Origin of the sequence: Kribbella sp. NPDC023972, from assembly GCF_040639075.1 — a bacterium.
In the GTDB taxonomy this organism is placed as follows: domain Bacteria; phylum Actinomycetota; class Actinomycetes; order Propionibacteriales; family Kribbellaceae; genus Kribbella.
The window spans coordinates 1-20,731 of record NZ_JBEZZH010000009.1 but is presented as its reverse complement, the minus strand read 5'-3'; the positions used below and the strand labels follow the sequence as shown (position 1 = coordinate 20,731).

General features: G+C 69.2%; 17 protein-coding genes. 9 read left to right on the top strand and 8 right to left on the bottom strand.

Annotated features, from left to right (window positions below):
- Positions 1–13: 13 nt before the first annotated feature.
- The gene (locus AB0F43_RS29620; protein WP_360483996.1) at positions 14–2,902 is read left to right on the top strand and encodes a DEAD/DEAH box helicase; all 2,889 of its coding nucleotides are present in this window, start codon (positions 14–16) and stop codon (positions 2,900–2,902) included.
- Positions 2,892–4,193, top strand: coding sequence for an SWIM zinc finger family protein (locus AB0F43_RS29615; RefSeq protein ID WP_360484706.1), 1,302 nt, complete (start codon positions 2,892–2,894; stop codon positions 4,191–4,193). Before AB0F43_RS29620 ends, AB0F43_RS29615 begins: the two co-directional genes overlap by 11 nt.
- Here the strand turns inward: AB0F43_RS29615 and AB0F43_RS29610 are convergent.
- The 3 genes from AB0F43_RS29610 to AB0F43_RS29600 are packed head-to-tail and all read right to left on the bottom strand — an operon-like array spanning position 4,177 to position 6,399.
- Positions 4,177–4,530: a DUF1801 domain-containing protein gene (locus AB0F43_RS29610; RefSeq protein WP_360483993.1), complete on the bottom strand. Its 354-nt coding sequence runs from the start codon at positions 4,528–4,530 to the stop codon at positions 4,177–4,179. The genes AB0F43_RS29615 and AB0F43_RS29610 overlap by 17 nt on opposite strands.
- Before the next feature lie 48 nt (positions 4,531–4,578).
- On the bottom strand, positions 4,579–5,559 hold the full coding sequence (locus tag AB0F43_RS29605; protein ID WP_360483990.1) for a GDSL-type esterase/lipase family protein: 981 nt from the start codon (positions 5,557–5,559) through the stop codon (positions 4,579–4,581).
- A gap of 45 nt (positions 5,560–5,604) precedes the next feature.
- Entirely contained in the window at positions 5,605–6,399 is a 795-nt protein-coding gene (locus AB0F43_RS29600) for a TrmH family RNA methyltransferase (protein WP_360483987.1), read from the bottom strand.
- Between the two features lie 347 nt (positions 6,400–6,746).
- Here AB0F43_RS29600 and AB0F43_RS29595 point away from each other — a divergent pair, with 347 nt between their 5' ends.
- From AB0F43_RS29595 to AB0F43_RS29580, 4 genes are all read left to right on the top strand, one after another.
- Complete coding sequence (locus tag AB0F43_RS29595; RefSeq protein WP_360483985.1) at positions 6,747–7,937, top strand: hypothetical protein; 1,191 nt, start codon at positions 6,747–6,749, stop codon at positions 7,935–7,937.
- Positions 7,934–8,647 carry a hypothetical protein gene (locus AB0F43_RS29590; protein WP_360483982.1) on the top strand — a complete coding sequence of 238 codons (714 nt, stop codon included), beginning with the start codon at positions 7,934–7,936 and terminating at the stop codon, positions 8,645–8,647. Before AB0F43_RS29595 ends, AB0F43_RS29590 begins: the two co-directional genes overlap by 4 nt.
- Entirely contained in the window at positions 8,640–9,500 is an 861-nt protein-coding gene (locus AB0F43_RS29585; protein WP_360483979.1) for a hypothetical protein, read from the top strand. The genes AB0F43_RS29590 and AB0F43_RS29585 overlap by 8 nt, the downstream gene beginning before the upstream one ends.
- A gap of 67 nt (positions 9,501–9,567) precedes the next feature.
- Positions 9,568–12,690: a chromosome segregation ATPase gene (locus AB0F43_RS29580; RefSeq protein ID WP_360483976.1), complete on the top strand. Its 3,123-nt coding sequence runs from the start codon at positions 9,568–9,570 to the stop codon at positions 12,688–12,690.
- On the opposite strand, the gene AB0F43_RS29575 is transcribed toward AB0F43_RS29580, so the two are convergent.
- Positions 12,687–13,643 (bottom strand): AraC family transcriptional regulator, encoded by a 957-nt coding sequence (locus AB0F43_RS29575; protein WP_360483973.1) that lies wholly within the window; start codon positions 13,641–13,643, stop codon positions 12,687–12,689. The genes AB0F43_RS29580 and AB0F43_RS29575 overlap by 4 nt on opposite strands.
- A gap of 176 nt (positions 13,644–13,819) precedes the next feature.
- Here AB0F43_RS29575 and AB0F43_RS29570 point away from each other — a divergent pair, with 176 nt between their 5' ends.
- Together AB0F43_RS29570 and AB0F43_RS29565 are read left to right on the top strand one after the other, a co-directional pair.
- The gene (locus AB0F43_RS29570; protein WP_360483970.1) at positions 13,820–14,872 is read left to right on the top strand and encodes an aldo/keto reductase; all 1,053 of its coding nucleotides are present in this window, start codon (positions 13,820–13,822) and stop codon (positions 14,870–14,872) included.
- Positions 14,873–15,407: 535 nt separating this feature from the next.
- The gene (locus tag AB0F43_RS29565) at positions 15,408–16,058 is read left to right on the top strand and encodes a hypothetical protein (RefSeq protein WP_360483968.1); all 651 of its coding nucleotides are present in this window, start codon (positions 15,408–15,410) and stop codon (positions 16,056–16,058) included.
- Here the strand turns inward: AB0F43_RS29565 and AB0F43_RS29560 are convergent.
- Positions 16,055–16,528, bottom strand: coding sequence for an AAA family ATPase (locus AB0F43_RS29560; protein WP_360483965.1), 474 nt, complete (start codon positions 16,526–16,528; stop codon positions 16,055–16,057). The two genes, AB0F43_RS29565 and AB0F43_RS29560, sit on opposite strands and share 4 nt — an antisense overlap.
- A gap of 88 nt (positions 16,529–16,616) precedes the next feature.
- Between AB0F43_RS29560 and AB0F43_RS29555 the strand changes: the two genes are divergently transcribed.
- Positions 16,617–16,913, top strand: coding sequence for a helix-hairpin-helix domain-containing protein (locus AB0F43_RS29555; RefSeq protein ID WP_360483962.1), 297 nt, complete (start codon positions 16,617–16,619; stop codon positions 16,911–16,913).
- Between the two features lie 150 nt (positions 16,914–17,063).
- On the opposite strand, the gene AB0F43_RS29550 is transcribed toward AB0F43_RS29555, so the two are convergent.
- The 3 genes from AB0F43_RS29550 to AB0F43_RS29540 all read right to left on the bottom strand — a co-directional run bounded on the left by AB0F43_RS29550 (position 17,064) and on the right by AB0F43_RS29540 (position 19,574).
- Positions 17,064–18,053 (bottom strand): RNA polymerase subunit sigma-70, encoded by a 990-nt coding sequence (locus AB0F43_RS29550; RefSeq protein ID WP_360483959.1) that lies wholly within the window; start codon positions 18,051–18,053, stop codon positions 17,064–17,066.
- A 121-nt stretch (positions 18,054–18,174) separates the two neighbouring features.
- Positions 18,175–18,516, bottom strand: a complete 342-nt coding sequence (locus AB0F43_RS29545) for an EthD family reductase (protein ID WP_360483956.1) — start codon at positions 18,514–18,516, stop codon at positions 18,175–18,177.
- A gap of 65 nt (positions 18,517–18,581) precedes the next feature.
- Positions 18,582–19,574, bottom strand: coding sequence for an NADPH:quinone oxidoreductase family protein (locus AB0F43_RS29540; RefSeq protein WP_360483953.1), 993 nt, complete (start codon positions 19,572–19,574; stop codon positions 18,582–18,584).
- Positions 19,575–20,731 lie beyond the last annotated feature (1,157 nt).

Sequence of the window (20,731 nt, the reverse complement as noted above, 5' to 3'; positions counted from 1 at the left end):
ACAGGTGTCGCCGATGGGCAGGAATCTGTCGGCGGTCCGGCGTACTGTGCAGGGCATGTTCGACGCCGTCTTCGTCCCAGCCGACCCGCCGCGCGCGGGCCGGTTGGCGTTGTACGGCGACCTGGCGGCGGCGGGCGAGGTCGCGGACGGGACGGTCGAGCTCGTGCTGCCGAAGGGCTCGCAGGTACGGCGGACGACGGTGCCGGCGCGGTTGCTGAGCATCTCGGAGGTGCTCGATCGGCTGGGCCAGGGATCGGACCGATCCGTCGACTCGGCCAGCTGGGAGGCTTGGCGCGCGGCGGCGCTGGCTGGGATGGGGCTGATCGCGCGGGGACGACTCGTCCCGGATCGCAGCCCGAGCGGGTACGGCGCTTGGCGGGTGGCGCCGCTGGATCCGTTGGATCGCGGCTGGTTGAAGAACCTCGGTGCCGCCATCCCGCCGTACGGGCATGCCTTGCCGATCGAAGGGACACGGCCGGTGCGGCTGGTCGATCCGGAGCAGCTGGTGCGGGCGTTCTGGGATGCGATCGCGGACACGCTGGTGCGGACGCCTGCGGCGACGGTCGCCGTACGTCCCGGTGCCGCGGCGTTCGCCTCGGCGGAGCCGGTCGAGGTGACAGGGCCGACCGCGTGGCTGGAGGAGACCGCGCAGAGCGAGGCGGCCGGAGCGCGATTGGTGCTGCGGATCGAGCCGCCGGACGACGATGCCGACTTCCGGGCGGTCTTGCAGCTGCGCAGCGGCGTCGATCCGAGCCTGTTGGTGGACGTCGAGGACGTGTGGAGTGCGCCGGCTGCGGTCCTCGCCGCGCTCGGCGAGCGGGCGGAGACCGATCTGCTGCTGGCGTTGCGGCGTGGTGCCCGGGTCTGGCCGCCGCTGGGTGCCGCACTGCGGGATGCGGCTCCGTCGGAGGTCGAAGTCGACGACGCGGCTTTGGAAGAGTTGGCGGAGGGCAGTACGGCGTTGGAAGGCGCCGGGATCGAGGTGCTCTGGCCGACCGAGTTGTTCGCGGGTGAGTTGGCTGTGCGTGGGACGGTCGCGACGCCGACACCAGGCGCGGTGACCGGGCCTGACTTCAACTTGAACGAGCTCGTGGCGTTCCGGTGGCGACCGACGCTGGACGGACAGGAGCTGACCGAGCAGGAGGTCGCGGCGCTCGCCGAGGCGAAGCGGCCGATGATCCGGATGCGCGGGCGCTGGGTGCGCGTCGACCACGACCTGGTGCGGAAGCTGCGCCGCGGTGGCACCCGGAAGCTGACCGGCGCGGAGGCACTCGGTGCGGCGTTGACCGGGACGATCGAGGTCGACGGCGAGCTGGTCGCCTTCGATCCGAACGGATCGCTGGCGTCGATGCTCGCCCGGCTGCGAGCCGCCGAGGAGCCGGTGCCGTTCGCGGAGCCGGCCGGTTTACAGGCGACGCTGCGCGAGTACCAGCGGCGGGGTGTGGCATGGATGGCCCAGCTCGCGGACCTCGGTCTGGGCGGATGTCTGGCTGACGACATGGGTCTGGGCAAGACGATCCAGGTGATCGCCCTGCACCTTCAGCTGCGGGGTCGTGGACCGACGGTGGTGGTGTGCCCGTCGACACTGCTCGGGACGTGGGAGCGGGAGTTCGCGCGGTTCGCGCCGGACGTGCCGACCCGGCGGTATCACGGTGCCGGGCGGACGCTGAGCGACCTCGCGCCGGACGAAGTCGTGCTGACGACGTACGGCGTGGTGCGGCAGGACCATCGCGCCCTCGGTGAGGTGTTCTGGCGGCTCGCGGTCGCGGACGAAGCTCAGCATGCGAAGAACCCGTTGTCCCGGACGGCGCGGGCCCTGCGGACGTTGCCATCGGCAACCAGGATCGCGCTGACCGGGACACCGGTGGAGAACCGGTTGTCCGAGCTGTGGTCGATTCTGGACTGGGCCGCGCCGGGGTTGCTGGGGACGCTGGACCGGTTCCGGCACGATGTCGCCGTACCGGTCGAGCGGTATCGCGACGAGGAGGCGACCGCCCGGCTCGCGCGGGTGACGCGGCCCTTCCTGCTGCGGCGCCGGAAGAGCGATCCGGGGATCGCGCCGGAGCTGCCGCAGAAGACCGAGCACGATGTCGTCGTACCACTCACGGTGGAGCAGGCCACGCTGTACCAGGCGGTTGCCAAGGAAACACTGGCGAAGATCGAGTCTGCCGAGGGCATCGCGCGGCGCGGGCTGGTGCTCAGCCTGCTGACGCAGTTGAAGCAGGTGTGCAACCATCCGGCCCAGTTCCTGCACGAGCCGGGTCCGCTGGAGCGACGCTCGGGCAAGCTGGCCGCGCTGGACGAGCTGCTCGACGTGATCCTGGCCGAGGGCGAGTCGGTCCTGATCTTCAGCCAGTACGTCGAGATGTGCCGGCTGATCGAGGCACATCTGGCGGCTCGGCAGATCAAGTCGTTGTTCCTGCACGGCGGGATCGGGGTGCGGAAGCGGGAGCAGCTGGTCGCGGAGTTCCAGGCCGGGGAGGCTCAGGTCTTCCTGCTGTCTCTGAAGGCCGGCGGGGTCGGGCTGACCCTCACCCGCGCGACCCACGTGGTGCACTACGACCGCTGGTGGAATCCGGCCGTCGAGGACCAGGCAACCGACCGTGCCTATCGCATCGGACAGGACCGGCCGGTCCAAGTCCACCGCCTGGTCACCGAGAACACGTTGGAAGACCGCATCTCCACCGTCATCGCAAGCAAGCGCGACCTCGCCGACGCGGTCGTCGGATCGGGTGAGGCCTGGCTGAGCGAGCTGTCGGATGCGGAGCTGACCGAGCTCGTGGAGCTGTCGACCGGGCCGGCCAAGTCGGGCTCGGCGAGCGCCTACAACCCTTCTGCGGTGGGCCGCTCGGGCGGGACGCTTCCAGCCACCCAGTCTTTGGCAGGTGAGGATGATGAATGAGCGGGTGCCGTGGCAGGGGTGGCGGCGCAAGGGCGAGGATGCGGGACTGCCCGCGGCCAGGGGACCTGGTAGCCGACGGCCGTTCGGGGCGACGTGGTGGGGGCGGGCGTGGCTCGAGGCGTTGGAGCAACGGGCTCGGCTCGACCCGAATCGGCTGTCGCGTGGACGTTCGTACGCGCGTCGCGGGAGTGTGCTCGAGCTGACGGTCTCACCCGGTGAGGTGGAGGCCGTGGTCCAGGGCAGCCGCGTCACGCCGTACCAGGTGACGGTCAGGATCCGGGCGTTCACGACGGCCGAGTGGGACGCCGTACTCGACATCGTCTCGGCACAGATCGGCCGGGTTGCCGCGCTGCTCGATGGTGAGCTACCTCCTGAGGTGGTCGACGACGTCCACGCCGCCGGCCTGGATCTGTTCCCGGGCGCCGGCGAAGTCCTCACCAATTGCAGCTGTCCAGACTTCGCCGTTCCCTGTAAACACTCAGCCGCCGTCTGCTACCTGGTAGCCGACGCTCTCGACGACGACCCCTTCGCCTTACTCCTCCTCCGTGGCCGGCGGCGAGACGAGCTTCTCTCATCCCTTCGTTCCCGGCGGTCCACCACGGCCCCGAGCGCCCCAGCCCGCCAACCACCGCCCCCGGGGATTCCGGCGAGAACAGCCTTCGCCCGGCACCTCACGCCTGCCGAACCGGCCACCGCGGCAGGCGCCGCTGCGGCAGGTGCATCCGGCTGGGCTGTGCCTGTGCCCGTGCCGCCGCGGCCGATGGGGGCGCCGGGGTTGCCGGCGGCTGTCCGGGCTCTGGACCCGCCGCGCTCGTCTGGTGTGGACGTGCGCGACCTGGTCGCCCTGGCAACCGACGCCGCCCAGCGTGCTTGGGAATTCGCCTCCGGCGACGGTGACGGCGGCCTCCACCTGACGTTCGACCAAGACCTCGCCCGCCGCGCCTCTCAACTCCTCGGCACGCCCGAGCTGGCCGACCTGGCGCACCGAGCCGGCGTGCCCGCCCGCCAACTCACCAGCTGGGCAGTCGCCTGGCGCCAGGGCGGCCCCGGCGGTCTCTCAGCCGCCGTCGACGCACCAGCCGACACCGACGAACAAGCTCTCGCCGAGGCGGCCCAAGCCCTCCCCGGCGCCACCATCCACGCCAACCGCGTCACAGCGGGCAAGATCCAGCTCCGCCTGGGCGCTGACAGGCTTTGGTACCGATTCGACCAGCACTTCAACGACTGGACCCTGACCCAACCACCGTCCGCCGACCCACGAGAGCTGGTGAGTCCTAGGCCCGAGCCTTGACGAACGCTTGAGTCAGCCGGGTGATCACGTCGTACGGGATCGGCTTGTTCAGCGGGACCTTCAACGTGCCCTTGCCGGAGCGGTAGGGCTCGATCTGCGCCGCGAGCTCGTCGTCGACCGGCGGGATCGGGTAGATCGAGATGTGCTCCTTCCACCCGCTGAAGTACATCAACGCCTTACCGTCCAGCGTGACGGTGGGGATCTGGTAGCTGATCTTCTCCCCCGCCTCGGGCACGACCGCCCGGATCGTACGCCGTACCTCCTCGAGCACCTCCTGGACGTCAGCGGGAAACGACCCGATGTACTCGTCCACGCTTGCGAACTTGTTCTCCGCCATGTCCTTCATCGTGACCAGGCCCGCCGTACCCGGCAAGCACTGGCGGGATCAGGAGCGGCGGCGGAGGGAGGTGTGGGTCTCGAGGGCGGTGATGAGGTGGTCGGCGATCTTGGCGTGGCCTGGGACCGAGGGGTGGACACCGTCGGTGGTGTCGGCCTCGGTGATCCAGCCGGTGGAGTCGACCAGGACGACGTTGGGGTCGTCGAGCGACTTGACCGCCGACTTGATCGCATCGGCGTGCTTGCCGCTGAACGGAGTCAGCGACACGATCGTCGTCCCCGGGTACGCCGACCGCACTCGCCTGACGAAGTCGGCGTACTGCTGCGGGGCCAGCGTCTCGTCGTTCACGCCGAGGTTGATCACGACCACGTCGGACGGTTCGACCCGCTCGGCCGGCGACCCGGCGAAGTTCCAGCCGAACGACTCCATCCCCGGCGGCACGTCCCCGTTGCCAGGCCGGAGAATGCCCTGGCGCCCGAAGCCGACCTGGTACGACGTTGCGCCGAATGCGCGCGCGGTCAGATAGGCGTACGACGCCGTACCGTCCGCACCCTCGGACTCCGGATGGGTGCTCAACGCAAGAACGCCCTGCGTGATCGAGTCACCGTAGAACTCGAGCCGCGGGCCGCCCGGACGGCCGCTCAGCCGCAGCCGGCTGTTCACGTCCAGCACCATCCCGGCGAACACGACAGCGCACTCGAACGGCGGGTTCCACCGGTTGACGTGCTCGTTGACGTCCTTGACCACGACCTCGACCTGGTGACGCCCGTCCGGTGCGGACAACTCGATCACCGGGTGCTCGACCAGTTGCAGTTTCGGCTCGCCGTCGTCGATCGTGATCCACAGGTGTGGCGCGACGGTGAGGCCGGTCGTGTCGAAGAGCAGTTGCAGCCGCTCACCCGCGAAGGAGAACGAGATCCGCGAGCCGGAGTTGACGGTGATCGCCACCCCCGGCTGGTGGCCCCACTGGCCCTCCAGGACGATGCGCGGATCTCCCGGGGCAACAACCTCACCTGGCTCGAACGGCACGTCTCACTCCTCGTCTTCGGTGGCGGTGCAATTCTGCCTGGCCGGTCACCACCCCTCCTTCCGAGCCCGCGCTTCGAACAGCAGGATGCCCGCCGACAGCGCGACGTTCAGCGAGTCCGCCTGGCCGAGCATCGGGATCGACACCGCCTCACACTCCTGCTCGTGCCAAGCCTTCGACAATCCGGAGCCTTCCGAGCCGACGACGAAAGCGGTCGGACCGTCGTACGCACCAGCGCGGTAGCTACCGGTGGCCGCTGGATCGGCGAGGTGCAGGCGGAAACCGTGCCCGCGCAACCACGTGGCCGCGTGAGCGATCTCGTCGAACTCGAGCACCGGAGTCGACAAGATGGTGCCGCGGCTGGCGGAGTACACCGCCGGGTGGCTCGGCCGCGCCTGCCTCCTGGTCAGGACGAGGCAGTCGGCGTTGGCCGCGTCGACGGTACGGATCAGGGTGCCGAGGTTGCCGGCGTACTCGACTCCGTCGGCCACCAGGACCAGCGACGAGTTGGTGAACCGGAACGTCTCCGGTCGCCAGACAGGCAGCCGGACGACCGAGATCAAGCCGTCGGACCGGGTCTTTCGGGCCAGCCGGGTGAGCAGCTTCTCCGAGATGCGGTAGACCTCGGCGGCGCGTTCGGCGATCCGCTCAGCGGCGTACGTCGTACCGGCCTCAGGGCACCAGAAGAAGGTCTCGATCGGGGTCTTGGTGGCGAGCAGGCGGTCGTGTTCCCAGCTGCCCTCGATCATGATCCGCCCGGGTGCGCCGTCCTTGCGGACAGTGAGCAGGTCGCGGACACGGGGGTGTTGCGCGCCGATCTGGCGCGCGTTCTGCACGGTCATGTGCAAGCTCCGGAAGGAGAGAATCAGCAAGCGCGCCGGGGACCCTGTGGTGGGTCCGCGCCGGCGTGGCGAACGCCCGAAGGCGCCGTGGTCTGGACGCGGTCTACCTGGACCGCATCAACCAAGGATTCTCTTCACCCAACGGATGCTAGGCACCCGCACCCAACCAGTCACCCCGTTTTCCACCCCCCGTCCTTCAAAGCCCGCCTTGGTCTGTCGGCGCAAGCCACCCCAGCACCACTTTGCAGTTGTCCACAGGTCGGCTGAGCCGGGTTTTGGTCTGTCGGCGCGGGTGGTTAGAGTCCCTTCTCTGGTAGCCGGCTGCTATCACACGGGAGGGAGTACCGATGGACGCGACATTGCTGGACGCCGAGGCCGAGGCGGCCGTACTGCGCGTCTACCGTCAGGTGTTTGCGGTGCTCGCCCGCGAGGCCGGCGCGATGATCGTCGACCCGGAGCTCCTCGACGTGGACCAGGCGATCCTGGACGCGTTCGCCGAGGCCGGCAGCGACGGCCTCACGGTCGAGCAGGCGACTCTCGCCTGCCGGGCCTATCCACACGACGTGATCGTGCGCCGCTTCGAGGTGCTCCGGCAGTACGGCGCCATCACCAAGCTCGTCGATCGACCCAACGAGCTGCGCCACCGCGCCGCCTTCGCGCCGTACGTGATGCTGATGTTCCTCCGCCGGATGTCGGTGCAGGGCGGCCAGGCGGAGCTGCACCAGCTGCTCACGCTGGAAGCGCACAGTGTCAGCGACCCAGGCGCGACCGAGGGCGACGGGCTGGCGTCGACCGAGCGGCTGACCAAGGTGTTCCGGCTCCTGGGCAACGAGCTCGCGATCCTCGTCTCGACCAGCACGACCGCCCAACTGCGCGAGAACGCACAACTCGCCTGGGGTAACGAGCGGCTGATCGAGCAGGCGGAGAAGGTCCACCGGATCGTCCTCGACCGCTGGCCTTCCCTACATCGCGCCTGTACGTCGCTACGGATGGCACTGGCCGCCTACGCGGACGCGGTGCAGCTCGCCGCCGGGCGCCTGGTGGAGCGAGCCGGTACGACGCGCGCACTCGGACTACTGCCGATCGAGACGTGGCTGACGTTCACACGGAGCAGCGAGCCCGACGTACTGGCGAGCGTGCTCGACGGGCTGCTGTTCGACGCGGCCGCGCCGGACTTCTCACCCCAGACCATGGTGGAAGCGGTCGAGACCGGTCGCCGGACCGGGACCGCACGGATGGCGCCGCCGCGGCCGACGGATGACGTGGTCGCGCCGGAGTCGGCAGCCGCGACGGATCGCGAGGAGTTGCGGGCCGAGGCCGAGCGAGTGCTCGCCGGGCGCCCATCTGTCGACATCGTCGAGGTGGTCGACGAGGCCGGCGACTGGGTCACGGCGCGGCGCGTGCTGGCCGAGCTGACGGCGGCGCATCTGCATGACGAGCTCGAGTACGAGCTGGTGTGGTCGGACGGGATGCGGATCGACCCGACCGCCGGGACGCCGTGGGCGACCGAAGGCGTGTTCAGGCGGGTGACACGATGAGTACGCCGTCTTCGGAGGCCGTCGAGCGGCGGCTTTACAACGCGTTGTGGTGGGCGAAGGTGCAGTCTGCGGGCCCACTGGAGGTTGCGCCGGATACGCCTGCCGTGGCCGGGCTCACGCGTGCCGCATCGCCGGATGGCTCGACGGTGTGGCTGGTGCCGACGTTGCCGTCCGGCGCCGGCCATACCGTGCTCGAGGAGTTGGACACTCCCCCGGTCGCCGTCGAGCAGCCGAACGAGACCGCGCGTGTCCTGTCGATCTGCGTCGCGTGCTGCTGGACGGATCGCAGCGGACCGGCGTGGCCCGGCTCCGTCGGCACACTCGCCCAGGTCAGATCCGTGTACGCCGGGATGCGTGGACGACCCGAGCAGTCGAGCGATCTGACGCTAATCATCGGGAGTCTGCGTCGCCTGCACGCCACCCACTGGCTGCTCTGGAACGAGAAGGCCGGCGAAGTCCGCCTCGGCCCACGCGTCATCACGTGGAACTCTGCCGATCTGGCCACCCTCCGAGACCTCTGCCGTCACCTGCCCGACCCACCCGCGGCGGTCCTCAGCAGCACTCCGCCCCAGGAGGCCGACCCCGATCCATTACCTGCATCCGATGACACCGGCGCATCCGACGACACCGGTTTGTCCGACGCCAAACCTCCGCTACCTGCCGCCGCCGAGCCTCCGGGCGGACGTCGTACGGCGGTGGCGGATGACTGAGCAGCATGCGTTGTTCGATCCGCTGCTGCAGGACTTGAGCGATCGGGCGCGTGATGAGGTGCTGGCTGCCTTCAGCGCGGTGTCGTACGCCGCTCACCCGGTGGCCGAGGTGCAGTTGGCCGGACTGCGCGACGTGACCCTACGTCGACATGTTTCGCGAATGCTGAAGCTCATCGGGCGGACCCTGGTCCACGTCGACGGCACGCACTGGACATCCGGTTATGCAGACGACATCGCCGCGGCTCTAGCCGCGCAAGGCTGGCAACCGCTGTCGGTCGTCGACCGCGCGGTGCTCGTTCTCGTGCTGATCCATTCGGTCGCGATTCCGCGCAGCGAGGGGATCCTGACCGGCGACAGCTGGAAGTCGGCCCGCCCGACCACGGTCGACGAGCTACGCACCACCAGGATCAGCGGCGAGGAACGTCGCCTCGCCCTGCAGCGCCTGCGCGCAGCCGGGCTGATCCAACTGTCGGGTGATCACTCGGGCGGGCCGAGCTACATCCCCGGCCCACAGCTCCAACGGCTCACCCCGGCAGCACGCCGCCGCCTGCAGGACCAACTCATCCTGGCCGCAGCTCCGGCCAGCCCCATCGCAGAAGCCATCCGAGCCCGCAACGGCACCTGGACCACGACGGCCGAAACGCCCCAAGCCCCCAACCCACCTGGCGACGCAGCCCAACCACGCGACGAGAGCAAGGTTTCCGGCCCGTCGGCGGCCGGCTCCCCGGAAGGCACGACCGGCGACGGTCCGCCTGCCGGCACGACGGCGGGCGCTCTCACGGATGGCGCGACAGCGACCGAGCACGCGGCTGAGCGGCGTACAGCGAACGACACCACGGGAGGACACGCATGAGCGAGGTCATCGACAAGCACAGCGCGTGTTGTGCCTCATCCGCGCCCGGAGCGAAGCGAGGACATGGATGAGCACTCCGGTGGAAGACGGTCCGTTCGACATCCTCGGGTCGAAAGTGCTGCTCGGCGTTCAGGTTGTGGACTTGTCCCGCCTGTCGACGCACCCGATCCCGATGGTCGGCCAGGGGCTCGTCACGGTCGCCGGCCAGGGCCCGACCGACTCGAACGGCGCGGGCAAGTCCTCCTGGATCGCGGCGCTAAGCCTGCTCCACGCCGACGACCAGTGGCGCCTGACCAGTGGTGCGCCCGGCGCGTCGGAGTTGCTGTTCACTGCCGAGGCCGCCGGTCAGGAGGGCAACTGGTCGAACGTCGACCGCGGCTACATCATCGGCGTCTTCTCCGATCCCGAGCTCACCGACCTGGCCGAGATCGAGGCGGCCGCGATCACCGTGTGGATCCGGATCAACCGCAAGGCGTCGTACATCGACCTGCGCTGGAAGAACGGCCTGCACGTCCCATACGGCGCGACCGAGGCCGAGCGTGCCGCGGGAGCCGACGCGCTCTGGTCGGCGCTGCCGCACTCGAACGGCCGCACAGACTTCCACGCGAACAAGCTGTCCACGGTTCTGTACGGCGGCCAGGTGCGGTGCGTCTCGTTCCTGTCGACGTCGGTCCGGTCGAGCCCGACCGCGAACCTGCTGGCCGAGCCGCTGAACGAGCTCGGCCCGGCGCGGATCTTCAACGCGATCGCGACGCTCACCGGTCTCGACCACGAGCTCGAGCAGGAGCAGGCGCACCGGTCCGCCGAGCACACCCAGCGCGAGGCGACCAAACAGGCGACGGCCGACCTGCAGCGGTGGGAGCAGGAGATGGCGGCGGTCGAGGCCGGCATCCTGCAGCGCGCCGCGGCCCGGGAGGCGCTGGCCGCCGCGAAGGAGTCCTGGCAGGCGCGCTGCGCGCGGCACCTGATCGACGGCGACGCGCGGAACAGCGAGATCCTGCAGGAACTCGCCGTACTCGATGAGCGCGTCGCCGAGCAGGAGGCGCGACGTGAAGCGGTCGACACCGAGATCGATGCCTTTGGCAACGAGGAGGTCCTGCTCCGGGACGTCCAGCTGACCCGCCAGGAGCGGGACAAGCTGGACGCACGGGACCGCGAGCTCGACCTGGCGCAGCGTTCGGTGCGCGAGCAACTCGAACGACTCGGGCAGGAGCACCGGCGCCTGCTGGACGCGGGACGTTCGGCGGACGGTCGCGATCTCGCCGCGGCCGCCGCGGAGCAGGATGAGGCTCGCGCCGTACTCGAGGAGCACATCGGGCGCGACCACGCCGCCCGGTCCGCGGTCGATTTCGCGACCGCCGAGCTGCGTGAGGCCGAGAGCGGTCAGACAGTGTCGGCGCCTCAGCAACAGGTGTTGGAGAACGCGGGCATCGAGTGCGGCGCGCTGACCGACATCACCGAGTTGTCGGCTTCGGAGCGTCCCGAGTGGGAGCCGCGACTCGCGCCGTACCGGGAAGCCGTCGTCATCGACTTCGGCGACGCCGCGGTCGCGTCATCAGCGTTGGCGGATGCTGGGTACGCCGGGTTCCTGCTGGTGCTCGCGAATCGGCCGGGTGAGCGCAAGAGTGGGCGAGGCGGGCCGAAATCCGCCGACAAGCGTTTCAAGCTGGATGCCTTCTTCGCGTCGCTGGGTGAACGTGCGACCAAGGAGAACATCGACGACGTCGCCGGAGTTGTGGCGGTTGGCCAGTTCGACGAGCCGTTGACCGGCCGGACGGCGCGAATCGAGGCGGCCCGCCGTCGGCTCGAAGCTGCGGTCGAGGCCCGTTCCGTCGCCTCCGCGGCCCTCGACCAGGCGCGTGCCCGAGTCGAGCAGGCAGAGCGTCGTACGGCGGCCGCCCGCGCGCTCGCCGACGCCGAATCGGTGCAGGAGCAGATCCTCGCGCTGCGCGAAACCATCGACCGGCACGAGTCCGACCGCGATTCGCTCGCGCCGCAACTCCAGGCCGCAAAGGAGTCCGCCGAGGCCGCGGCCGGCCAGCAACTCGTCCGCGACGAACGGCTCAAGAACCTCGAGGCGACCCGTCGCGATCACGAACGGCTCCTCGACGACCTGACCGCCCGACGGCTTGCTCTCCTCGAAGAGCAAACCTCCCTCGACCTGACCGGGCGGACCACCGCCTGGGGATCCACGCCGGCGGAGGCCGAGGAGTTCATCCTCGGGTTGCCGGATGACGCCCAGCGCCGTACGACGGCCGACTGGAACCACCAGGCCTGTACGCAACTCGACGACGTCATCCGCCGCTGCTTTCCGAACGCCCGATCGCGCGAGGAGATCCCGACCGAACTGTGGGAGATCCTGAACGGCCCGGACGGCTGGACGAACGGCACACTCGGCGCCCGCGTCGGCCTGGTCCCGGCTCTGCATCGGACGCTGAGCAGCCACCTCGCGCAACACGAGACCTTCGACCGCCTGCAACAACAGCAGATCGCCAGCCAGCGCGCCGAACGCAACGCGGCCCTCGAACGCGCCCGCGAAGGACTCGCCGAGGCCGAGAGCACGGCCCGCGCCCACCGCGCATCCCTTGCCGACGGCATCAAAGCGCGACTCCGCCTGGTGTCGCAGGAGTTCGACCGCCTCGATCAGCAGTACGGCGGCTACGGCGCGAAGCTCGAGTTCCCCGAACCCGACCCGCCGGCCGAGCCCGACAAGCCGTGGCGCTGGACGGTCACGCCGAAGTGGCGGCGTTCGGAGGGCGGGCCGTTCTCCGCGTTCAACGTGAAGGGCAACACCGCCCAGATGGACGAGAAGGCGGTCAAGCTGGTCTGCGCCGCGGCCCTCGCCGGCGGCTCGGACCGACCGCTGCTGCTGATCCTCGACGAGCTGGGCCGCAACCTGGGTTCGCAGCACCGCCGCGAAGCCGTCGCCCTGTTCGAGCAGATCGGCCGCGACCGCAACATCACCGTCATCGGCGCCCTGCAGGACGACATGGAGCGGTACGCCCTGGCCTCGTCCCGCCTGTACGTCAAGCTCCGCCGCAGCTCCGACACCATGCCGTACAACCAGGCCCCGGTCGTCAAGGGCAACGAGGAGTACGCCGACCGAGTTGAACTTCTCCGCACCTGGCTCGAGTCCTACCGAGGCCCGACCCCCACCCTCGACCTCCCGACCCCGACTCTCACCCCCTAGAGCCCACTCGCCGCTTCCGCGGGCGTGGCGGACATCTCGCCCTGCACGCGGTGCCGGTACCGCAACGGCGACTCGCCCACCTCTCGTTTGAACGCGGTGCTGAACGCACTCTCCGACGCGTATCCCAGGTCGAAGGCCAGCGATCCGACCCGGACGTCGTCGTCCCGAAGTGCGCGCTGCGCCAGCACCATCCGCCACCGGTTGAGATAGGTCAGCGGCGGTAGGCCGGCCACCGTCCGGAAGCGCTCGGCGAACGACGTACGCGACATCGCCGCGGCACGTGCGAGTTCCTCCAGACCCCACGGCTTTCCAGGTTCCGCATGCATGAGGCTGAGCGCCGGCCGAAGCCTCTCGTCGGCCAGCACGCGTAGCCATCCCGGCGGCAAATCGGCTTGGTCGATGTACGCGCGCAGCACTTCGAGCAGCACGAGCTGACTGTGCTGGCGGATCGCGAACGCGGAACCCAGTCGGTTCGCAGTGACCTCGTCGTACAGCCGGTGCAGACTCCCGCGCAGGTTGGCCGCCGTGGCAGCCGAACCCCGGACATGTCCCACCGGCGGCAGTGCCTGCAGCAGCAGTGCCTGGCCGGCCGGGTTGAGCTCGATCCGGCCGCCGATGACGATGTCGTCGGTCTCGCTGTCGGCACCGATGAGCGGAGGGGACGGAAAGCCTCGCTCGGGCACGATCTCGCGACGCGGTCCGTCGCCGGCGCCGCCTTCGAGCTCCAGCCACGACCGATTGTTCAGGATCGCGACGTCGCCCGGTTCGAGCTCGATCCGCTCGTCGATGCCATCGGTGGTCAGCCGGGCCCGGCCCCACACCATCGCGATGAACTTCAGCGGTTCGCTGAAGGCGGTGCGGGTCACCCACGGGCCGCGCATCGCGAAGCCGCCCGACATCACCCCGCGAACCTCGACGAGGTCGAACACCTCGGACAGCTGATCAGTGGCCATATCCGTACTCTCGCGCAAGAAATACGGACTGACAACTATTCAGAGTCCGGACGACTCCGAGCAGACTGGCGGCATGCCCCAGAAACAACCCCCTTCGGACCGGGTTCGCGTCTCCGACCTGAGCGAGCAGTAGCTCAGGCGTAGTACCCGTCGACCACAACCTCAGGAGAACAGATATGCGGTATCGCACCCTGGGCCGGACCGGAATCCAGGTCAGCCCGTACGCGCTCGGCGCCATGATGTTCGGGGCCGTCGGCAACCCCGACCACGACGACTCGATCCGGATCATCCACCGTGCACTGGATGCCGGGATCAACTTCGTCGACACCGCCGACATGTACTCCCGCGGCGAGTCGGAAGAGATCGTCGGCAAGGCGCTCAAGGGCCGCCGCGAAGACGTCGTACTCGCCACCAAGGCGCGGTTCCCGGTGAACTTCGATCCGAGCGGCGCCACCCCGGTCGTGCCCAACCAGTCGGGTGCGTCCCGCCGCTGGCTGATCCGTGCCCTCGAAGGCTCACTGCGCCGCCTCGGCACCGACTATGTCGACCTGTTCCAGATTCATCAGCCCGATCCCGACACCGACCTCGAGGAGACGCTCTCCGCGCTCACCGACCTGGTCCGGGCCGGCAAGGTCCGGGCCATCGGTACGTCGTCACTGCCCGCCTCGGACATCGTCCGTTCCCACTGGATCGCTGAGCGGCGCGGCCTGACCCGGTTCCGCACCGAGCAACCGCCGTACTCGATCCTCAACCGCGGCATCGAGCGCGAGGTCCTGCCCGCTGTCGAGGAGTACGGCATGGGCACCCTGGTCTGGAGCCCGCTCGCCGGCGGCCTACTCACCGGCCGCTACCGGAAGAACCGGCAGAACAGCACGCACCGGTCTCAGTTCGGCTTCCGGCACCTGAGCGACGAGCGCCGCCTGGATGCGGTCGAGCAGCTCATCGACCTCGCCCAGAACGCCGGGATCCCGCTGACCCACCTGGCCATGGCGTTCGCGATCACCCACCCTGGCGTGACGTCCGCGATCATCGGCCCCCGCACCATGGAGCAACTCGACGACCTCCTGGCCGGCGTCGACGTCACCCTCACCGACGACCTCCTCGACCAGATCGACAAGATCGTTCCCCCCGGCACCGATATCGGCACCCTGGACATGGCCTACAACCCACCCGCCATCCTCAAGCCCCACCTACGCCGCCGCCTCATCCCCAACCGCCCCGCCGCCTGACCCCAACTGCCCGCATGGTTCGGTCGCCAGGCGACACCACCGCCTGGCGACCACACCACATCAGCGTCGACCCCCTCCTGCGCCTTGCTGACCACCTCACCGGCACCTCTCGCCCACAAACCACGCCACCATCCGTTCACCGCGCCCGCGTGGCCCAGGCCGGCAGCACCGCACCATCTCGGCCCCACCGCGATCCGCTTCCCGGCTCACGGCGTACCTCACATCCCCACCAACCCACCCACGACCACCTCAGGGCCGCTCGACACCACCTGCGACCTCATCGCACGGCGCCTGGAACCCCGGGCGTCTGCGGTAGCGCTCCCACACAGGCGTCACCCCACTTCAGTCATGTATTTGCAAAAACCGGACCCCGGTGCTGACCGCCGACCTGTCGGTGCTTCAAACTGGACCGGTGGAATACCCGGAGAACCGCCCAGGCTGCTCACGCCGCGTAGGCGGAACTCTGGCCAACCGTGCGACCACCGGCGTACCGTCTGCTGCGCAGGTCCGGCCGGCTCGTGATCGGAGGGCGTGAATGGCATCCTGGCTCCTCCGCGCCCAGTGGACCCACCGAGACGAGTCCGTCGAGCACCGCGCCCTCCGGGTCGGCCGTACCCTGACCGCGGTCGCCGTGGCGTTCCCCGACGTACACATCTGGACTCAGGACGAGCGGTGGGGCTACCACGTGCTCGAGGCCGACGCCTCGACCCCACTGCAGGAGATGGTCGAGGCCACCACCAAGGTCCTCGCGAACGGCTCGAGCACCACCCGCCTGCACCTGCAGAGCACCGGCGACCTCCCATGGCTGTTCGACCTGTCGATGGGCGGGACTCTTACCACCGTCTCCGACCAGCTGACGCTGCACTGGAGTGACGAGGACGCCCTCGCCCAGTCCGAGCGCTTCGCCCAGGTGCTCCGCGCCGTCGTGACAATCTGGGAGCCCGAGTGGGCCAGCATCGCCGACACCGAGCTAGCCGCCGCGGCCGGCGTGTTCCGGCGCGGGATCCCGATGATGGGCTGGCTGACGTACGTCCGCGGCCTCGTAGCAGGTGCTCACGGCATCGACATCGACCTGACCCCGTTCGAACGCGGCACCCTTCTCCAGGCTCCGGTCGCCCCAGCGGACCTCACCCCCGTCCACATCTGCGCCGCCGCCGCGCTCGTCGGGATCTCCCCCGAGAGCTAGCCCGCCGGTACGTCGATCACCACGACTTGGTGATCCCAACGCGCCAACTCAGCCGCATCCGGAGCCTGGAACTTGGAGTTGTACGCCTCCCGGCTGATGTGAAACGTCCCCTCCGGCATTGCCGCATTGCGCGCCACCAACCGCTCCCACAGCACTTCCAGCGGCGGATTCAGTACGACGATCTCCGCACGCGCACCGAGTTCGTGCGTCCGGTTCCGGAACAGATCCCGCTCGGTCTCGGACCAGCATCCATAGTCCAGAACCACGTTCACCCCCAGCGACAACGCACGTGCGGCGACACCCCAGAGCAACTGCGACCCGAAAACCCATCGGCGCCCGCCGTCGTCACCCACGCCGAACAGCGGCTCCATCCACTCGTCCGGCGTAAACCGAATCCCCGCCCGCTCCTCCTCCAACCGCCGAGCCATCGTGGTCTTGTCGGCTCCCGGCAACCCCACAATCAACACCATCACCGCACGCTGCATACCCGACCCCTACGAACCCCCGACGTCCGAATCCTTCAAGACAGGTCCCGCTGGCTTCCGAGACGATCAAGACATGCCACACCTCAGCACAACCTCGAACCTCACCGACCTGATGAACGTCGGAAAGTCAGTCGCCGCGTACTTCGAACGCGCAGGTATCACCCGGATCGACCAACTGGTCGGCCAGGACCCCGTCGAGCTCTACGACACGATGTGCCGAATCGACAACCGCCGCCACGACCCGTGCCTCCTCGACACCATCATGTCCGCTGTCGACCAAGCCAACGGCAACCCCGCCCGCCCCTGGTGGACCTACACCCCACACCGCAAACAGCTCCTGGAGGCGACGGCACCTATTGACCATCGATAGACCTGAGCACCTTCTCGGTCGTCAACCATCGCTCAGCGGTCCAGTGGACGCCGCGCGCTGGCCGTGACCGGCTGGCCCACCTCACCGCCGAGGCACAGCGCCGTACCGCTGGCTGCCCCCAGCCTCTGTGGGCGTTTGCGGGCTGGCGGGTCAGTGCTCGAGCACGTCCGGGAAGCCGAACGTCGTGACTAGCGCGGGATCGTGGAACTTGATCACGCGGGAGACGCCGGTGACAGTCGCCGCGAGCACCACGGCGCCGTCGGCTCGGAGCACACCATCTGCATCCCGGTGATACACGACGGCGGCGGGTTGGCCGTTGGCGGCGGTGGCGATCATCCGCCAGTCGCCCGGTGTGCCCAGCACGTACGCGCCCAGCACGTGGATGCACATCGTCCGGCCCGACTGCCAGTCGCGGAATGGCGTCGCCTCCAGCGTGGCGTCAGTACGCAGCACCTGTTCCAGCAGGGCGGCATCGGAGCGCTCGAAGGCCGCGATGTAGCCGTCGAGCAGCGCGCGTGCCCGTTGATCGGTCGGTTCGAGCAGCTTCTCGGGCTCCAATTCGCCCAGCCGGGCCCGGGCGCGCTGCAGACCGCTCTTGACCGCCGCGGTGGTGGTGTCGAGGATCTCCGCGGTCTCAGCCGCGGAGAACGCGAGCACCTCCCGCAGGATGAGGATCGCGCGCTGGCGGGCGGGCAGGTGCTGCAGGCTCGCGATGAGCGCCAACCGCAGCGACTCGCGCGCGATCACGACCGCGGCCGGATCGTCGGCTTGCGGAGCGATCCATGCGTCCGGCAACGGTTCCAGCCACGAGACCTCGCTCGCCGCAACGGGACTCGGCGGACGATCGGGTCCGTCGTACGGGCCTGCCAGACCCGAGGGCAGCACCCGGATCCGCCGGGGCTCCAACGCCGTCAGGCAGACGTTGGTGGCGATCTTGTAAAGCCAGGACCGAATCGACGCCCGGCCCTCAAATCCGGCGTACGACCGCCACGCCCGCAGATAGGTCTCCTGCACCAAGTCCTCGGCGTCGTGCGCCGAGCCGACCAAGCGGTAGCAGTGCGCCAACAACTCCCGGCGGAACCGCTCGGTCTCGGCGGTGAACCGGTCTTGATTCGGTGCCGCCCGCAGATGCGATGTCACGCCGCGACCCTAGTACTGCGACATGTCTGGGCGTGGTCCACATGACGCCGCCGACAGCCCGAGGCCTGCCTCAGCCACCATCGACCCCGCGGGCGCCCTTTCGCAGAGGCGGCGTCCGCCATCAGACCTCATCGAGTTGCAGGATCAGGCCGCGGAAGGTCGCGTAGCGGGCCAGGTTCACCGCGGCATCCACGGCGATGCGATGGCCGATCTCGGACCCGAGTGCGGCTTGCAGCGCAGCCATGTCGTTCCAGTCCAGCATGACGACCATGTAGCAAGGCTCGCCGATCACGGCTGCCGGCTCATGGCTCCGCGTGTAACGACGCAGGCCTGGATACTGTTTCGCCAACGGGATGTGGACACCGCTGTAGTGACGTTCGAACGCGTCGACGTCGGAGGGGACGTCGTACATCACGACGAATCGCGCCATCTGCTTGGCGGTCGGTTCCGCGGTCGCGGTCATTCTGTTTCAACTCCTGTCATGGGAGCCTCCGGTGTGCGATGTCACCAGCTCGGTGCCTGGGGCTCTCAGGGCAGCAGGGCCAATTTGCCGACGGTGGCCCTGGCTTCCAGCTCCGCGATCACCTTCGGGCCATCGGCCAAGTCGTACGCGGTGGGTCGGCCGGGGGTCAGCACGCCGGCCGCGATGAGCGCGAACAGCTCACCCATGAGCTCGCCGAAGATCTGCGGCGCGGTCCGGATCAACACGCCGATATTGAGGCCGATGACGTGGACCTGGTGCTTGTACACCAGGTCCCAGTTGGTGATCGAGCCTTCGCCGCCTGCCAGTCCGTAGACGACGACCCGGCCGGTGACCCGCTTGGCCGCGGCGAGGCTGGCGTCGAAGGTGGCGCCGCCCGCCGACTCCAGCACCAGATCGGCGCCAACGCCGCCGGTCAGCCGCAGCACCTCGGCAGCGAGGTCGCCACCGAGGGAGTCCAGGACGTGGTCGGCTCCCAGTGCTACCACGGTCTCGTGCTTACCCGGCGAGGCGGCGGCGATGACTGTCGCACCGTAATGCTTGGCCATCGTGACCGCGGCCTGTCCGGTCGCGCCCGCCGCGGCGTGGATCAGCACGGTCTGCCCTCCAGTGATGCCGCCGAGAGGCTTGAGTGCGGCCAGCGCGGTTGGCCAGTTCACGACCAGCCCCAACGCCTCCTGTTCCGTCCAGCCGCTCGGCACCGGCATCGCCGCGGCCGCGGGCAGAACCATGTACTCGGCGAAAGCACCATTTCCGACGCCGACGACGCGGTCTCCCAATTGCAGACCGGTCACCGCCTCGCCCACCGCGACGATCTCGCCTGCCGCCTCGAACCCGGCCAGGTACGGTGGCCGGGGCCCGTCCAGGAACGTCCCGCGTGCCTTCGAGATGTCGGCAAAGTTGACGCCAGCGGCGGCAACGCGGATCAGGACCTCCCCCTCCCCGGGGCCAGGGACCACCGCGCCGGTGATCAAGCGCATGTCCTGCGGTCCGTTGAGGGAAGTCTGCTGCAGCGCGCGCATAGTCGCGGGAACGCTCATTGGCGATCAGCCTTTCTTGCTCGTCGTACATGAGAGAGATCGACCCGTCCCGCGGGCCCGCCTCTCTCATGTAGACCGCCGTTACCACACAAAGGAATCGATCTCTCCCGAACCGCACGGCGTCAGGTTCCGCCGCGATGAGCCAGCCGTTACTGTGCAGGGCCATGGCGTTTGTCCGCGCCGGGGAGCGCTGCTTGGGCCATGGGCTCGCGCCGGCAGTGGCGGTCAGGGCGTGTAGCGACGACGTACGGGTGAGGCGCCCAAGCGGCGCGCACGCCTGGCAGGGTCGGCCGACCCCACCAGTACCCACGCTGAAAGCCACAAGTTCGCTCTACCAGCCCGCCGTCGGCTAGTTCCTGCTGGCGGAACAGTTCCAGTCGACTCGCCCGCGTCGTCTCGTTACGAAGGATGGCGGAGCTCGACGCCTTCATGACCGGGGCTTGGCCCCAGGTTCTCGCACTGCGGTAACGAGCCGCGTCGTCCAGCCGCGACGCTCTGCGCCGCACTATGCCGTTCTGCTCTATGCCGCGCGGTGCTGTGTCTTGTGCTCGCTGGGACGATCGACCTGCTGCATCAAGCGGATCAGCAGACCGTCGGACACTGGCCGCGGCCCCGCACAGTACGCCAGCGCAAGCGGCAGCGCCCGCACAGCAGCGATCGGGCGATCCCGCCGTGGCCAGCGGGCGTCCCGGCGGTAGACACGATCCGGGCAATGCCCGCCGGCTGGGTGCGGGGCCTCAGGCGCCCCAGCCAGACCGTGCACGGCGGCTGGATTGCGCGAGCGGCAGCTCCGGTGAACAGCGGCCGCGGCGGACAACAGCCAGCGCAAGCGGCAGCGATCGGGCGCCCCCGTCATCGACAGCGAGCGTGGGGACAACGCCGTGGACATCGGCAGCGGACAGCAGCCAGCGCGAGCGCCAGCGACCGCACACCAGTCACCGTACGCGCCGGCCGCGGACAACAGCCGTGCACAACGGCCGCGGGACAACGCCCGGTGCGCGGCAGCCGTGGCCGGCGTCGGCAGCAGCTGACAGCCGACAGCGCTGGCGGTGCCAGCAGTTCTGGGGGGAATTGTTAAGGGCCACCCCATTGGGGTGGCCCTTAACAGTGTGAATGTCCGGCGGCGTCCTACTCTCCCACGACCTCCCGGTCGCAGT